Below are 3670 nucleotides of genomic sequence, written 5' to 3' on the forward strand. Positions count from 1 at the left end.
GGAGGCACAGGAGGCGCGGCGGGCGAGCCCGTTGCGGGGGCCCGGGGAGGCTCGGGAGGCGTGGGGGGCGGGTGCGGTGTCGAGGTCACTGGGCGCTCTCCTCCCACACCTCACGGTCGCTCTCCATGAGGTCTCCCCCCGTGACGATCCACCAGGGCAGCTCGCGGTGGACCGGGGCGATGTCCCACTGCTCGTCGCTCCACGGCGGCGGGGCGATCCGGCGGCTGGTCTGGCGGAGCTGGATCTTCTCGACCCGGCCCTCGTTCAGCACGGGCCCCAGGCGGCGCATCACGATGCGCTTCACGTAGTCCTCGGCGAGGTCGGCGCGGTCGGAGATGGCGCGGTTGTCCTCGTCGTGGGTGTCGGTCCAGTAGTCCCAGCCGCGGCGCAGCTCGTTCTGCACGGTGTGGCTGGGGGCCGGGTTGCCCCTGATGTTCTCGTGGTCCATGGCGGTGAGGTCGACCCAGCCGGTCTCCTCGGTGCCGCCGTCAGGCATCTGCAACTGGGCGCGCACCTCGACGTGGATGTTGGTCTGCAGGGGGTTGGGCGCGAACAGCCGCCAGTTCTGCTCGAACTCGGGGAAGACGATGCGGTCGATCGTCTCGTCGTGCTTCTTGCTGAGCGTGTTGGCCGGCGCGACGTGCAGGAAGCCGGCGCCGAGCTGCACGGTGACGAGGGCGACCAGCACCGCGATGGCCAGCGCGACGATGATCCGCGAGAGCGGCGAGAGCCCGGCGATGCCGAGCGCGGGCCGCGGCCCGGCCGGCGGCTCCGCCGGTCCCGTCTCCACCCCCGTGACGCCCCCGCTGTCGGGTATGCCGGCGCGGCTCTCGTCCGGCTGGCGCGATTCCATAACCCCCGGGCTCCCGTCTCCTCCGGTCCTCAGGACCGGCACGCTACCCACCCCGACCGCCTCCGCGCAGCGCTCGGGGGCAGAAACCGACCTTGACAGGGTAAGGCCGGGCAAGGAGCATGGAACCGAACGATCGGTCGGTAGGGAGGGCACGGGAGCCGAGATGCCGGAGACGATCATCGAAAGAGGCAGCCGGTCCGGAGCCGAGTCGGGTTCCGGACCTCGTACGGGCACGGGGGCGCCCGCAGCCGCGGCGCAGGCGGCAGCGACGCCCGGGACCGCGCCCGAGACCGCGTTCGAGGCGAAGATCGCCGCGGACGAGCGCATCGAGCCGCGCGACTGGATGCCCGATGCCTACCGGGCGACGCTCGTGCGCCAGATCGCCCAGCACGCGCACTCCGAGATCATCGGCATGCAGCCGGAGGCGAACTGGCTGACGCGCGCCCCCTCCCTGCGCCGCAAGGCGATCCTGCTGGCCAAGGTGCAGGACGAGGCGGGCCACGGCCTGTATCTGTACAGCGCCGCCGAGACCCTGGGCACCGGCCGGGACGAGCTGCTGGACAAGCTGCACGCCGGCCGCCAGAAGTACTCCTCGATCTTCAACTACCCCACGCTCACCTGGGCCGACGTCGGCGCCATCGGCTGGCTCGTGGACGGCGCCGCGATCATCAACCAGGTGCCGCTGTGCCGCTGCTCCTACGGGCCGTACGCGCGCGCGATGGTCCGCATCTGCAAGGAGGAGTCCTTCCACCAGCGCCAGGGGTACGAGCTGCTGCACACCCTCGCGCACGGCACCCCCGAGCAGCACGCGATGGCGCAGGACGCCATCGACCGCTGGTGGTGGCCGTCGCTGATGATGTTCGGCCCGCCCGACGACGAGTCGGCGCACTCGGCGCAGTCCATGGCCTGGAAGATCAAGCGGCACTCGAACGACGAGCTGCGCCAGCGGTTCGTCGACATCTGCGTCCCGCAGGCCGAGATCCTGGGCCTGACGCTCCCGGACCCGGACCTGAAGTGGAACGAGGACCGGGGCCAGCACGACTTCGGCGCCATCGACTGGTCGGAGTTCAAGGAGGTCCTGCGGGGGAACGGGCCGTGCAACGAGCAGCGGATCGGCCGCAGGCGGCAGGCGCACGAGGACGGCGCGTGGGTGCGCGACGCCGCGGCGGCCTACGCCGCGAAGCGGGCGCTCGGGGCCGCGGGGCCCGGGGAGGCGGCGGCGTGAGCGCGGACGCGGAGGACGCGGGGCGGAGGACGACCGCGGGCTCTGGCGGTACGGAACCAAGCGCGGACGCGGGCGTTGGCGCGGGCCCGGATGCCGGCTCCGGTGCCGGCGTGGGCCATGGCGCGAGTGCGGGCGCGGGCCCTCGCGGCGCGGACGCTGGGACCGGCGCCGGTGCCGTGGCGGGGGACTGGCCGCTGTGGGAGGTGTTCGTGCGCAGCAGGCGCGGCCTGTCGCACGTGCACGCCGGCTCCCTGCACGCCCCGGACGCCGCGATGGCCCTGCGCAACGCCCGCGACCTCTACACCCGGCGCCAGGAGGGCGTCTCGGTGTGGGTCGTGCCGTCCACGGCGGTCACGGCCTCCTCGCCGGACGAGAAGGACCCGTTCTTCGCCCCCGCCGCCGACAAGCCGTACCGGCACCCGACGTTCTACGAGCTGCCGGAAGGGGTGCGGAACCTGTGAGCGCCGCCCCGGACCCGGCCACCGCCGACCTGGCAACCGCGGGTGCGCTGGCGCTGGGGGACGACGCGCTCGTGCTGTCGCACCGGCTCGCCGAGTGGACGGGGCACGCGCCGGTCCTGGAGGAGGACGTCGCCCTCGCGAACATCGCGCTCGACCTGCTCGGCCAGGCGCGCACGCTGCTGTCCCTCGTCGGCGACGAGGACGAGCTGGCGTTCCTCCGCGAGGAACGCGCCTTCCGCAACGTCCAGTTGGTCGAGCAGCCGAACGGCGACTTCGCGCACACGATCGCCCGCCAGCTGTACTTCTCCGTCTACCAGGAGCTGCTCTACGGGCAGTTGGCGGCGGGCGGCGAGGCGGCGCCGCTGGCGCCGCTCGCGGCGAAGGCGGTCAAGGAGGTCGCGTACCACCGCGACCACGCCGAGCAGTGGACCCTGCGCCTCGGCGACGGCACCGAGACCTCCCACGCCCGGATGCGGGCCGGCCTCGACGGGCTCTGGCGGTACACGGGCGAGCTGTTCCGGCCCGTCGAGGGGCTGGCGGTGGACTGGGCCGCGCTGGAGGCGGCGTGGCTGGAGACCGTGGGCGGCGTGCTGGAGCGCGCCACGCTGACGCTGCCCGAGGGCCCGCGCGCCACCGGCTGGTCGGCGGGGGCCGGACGGGCGGGCGTGCACACCGAGCCGTTCGGCCGGATGCTCGCGGAGATGCAGCACCTGCACCGCAGCCACCCGGGGGCGTCATGGTGACGGACACCCCGGCGGGTACTCAGCCGGGCACTCCGCCGGACACCCCGGCGGGCACCGCGCTGGAGCAGCGGCTGCGGGAGCTGGCCGGCAGCGTGCCGGACCCGGAGCTGCCGATGCTGACGCTCGCGGAGCTGGGCGTGGTCCGCGGGGTGCGCAGGACCGGGACGGCGGCGGTGGAGGTCGAGCTGACGCCGACGTACACGGGCTGCCCGGCCGTGGAGTCCATGGCCGAGGACATCGAGCGGGTGCTGCGCGAGCGCGGCGGGATGGCGGAGGTCCGGGTGCGGCGCGTGCTGGCGCCGGCGTGGACGACGGACGACATCACGCCGGAGGGCCGCCGCAAGCTGGCGGAGTCCGGCATTGCCCCACCCCGCACGACCCGCCCGTC

General features: G+C 74.0%; 5 protein-coding genes. 4 read left to right on the plus strand and 1 reads right to left on the minus strand.

What is annotated here, in order from left to right:
- Positions 1-85: 85 nt before the first annotated feature.
- Positions 86-853: a DUF5819 family protein gene (locus H5J30_RS21835; RefSeq protein ID WP_181789084.1), complete on the minus strand. Its 768-nt coding sequence runs from the start codon at positions 851-853 to the stop codon at positions 86-88.
- 163 nt (positions 854-1016) lie between these two features.
- Between H5J30_RS21835 and paaA the strand changes: the two genes are divergently transcribed.
- The 4 genes from paaA to paaD form a co-directional block, all read left to right on the plus strand.
- Positions 1017-2078 carry a 1,2-phenylacetyl-CoA epoxidase subunit PaaA gene (paaA, locus tag H5J30_RS21840; protein WP_181789085.1) on the plus strand — a complete coding sequence of 354 codons (1062 nt, stop codon included), beginning with the start codon at positions 1017-1019 and terminating at the stop codon, positions 2076-2078.
- A 176-nt stretch (positions 2079-2254) separates the two neighbouring features.
- Positions 2255-2539: a 1,2-phenylacetyl-CoA epoxidase subunit PaaB gene (gene paaB / locus H5J30_RS21845; RefSeq protein ID WP_181789086.1), complete on the plus strand. Its 285-nt coding sequence runs from the start codon at positions 2255-2257 to the stop codon at positions 2537-2539.
- The gene (gene paaC, locus H5J30_RS21850) at positions 2536-3282 is read left to right on the plus strand and encodes a 1,2-phenylacetyl-CoA epoxidase subunit PaaC (RefSeq protein WP_181789087.1); all 747 of its coding nucleotides are present in this window, start codon (positions 2536-2538) and stop codon (positions 3280-3282) included. Before paaB ends, paaC begins: the two co-directional genes overlap by 4 nt.
- Positions 3276-3670: 1,2-phenylacetyl-CoA epoxidase subunit PaaD (paaD, locus tag H5J30_RS21855; RefSeq protein ID WP_258563464.1), on the plus strand; the 395-nt coding region annotated here is incomplete at its 3' end. The genes paaC and paaD, both read left to right, overlap by 7 nt.

The sequence above is a fragment of the Streptomyces phytophilus genome, assembly GCF_013870535.1.
Taxonomy (GTDB): Bacteria; Actinomycetota; Actinomycetes; order Streptomycetales; family Streptomycetaceae; genus Streptomyces; species Streptomyces phytophilus.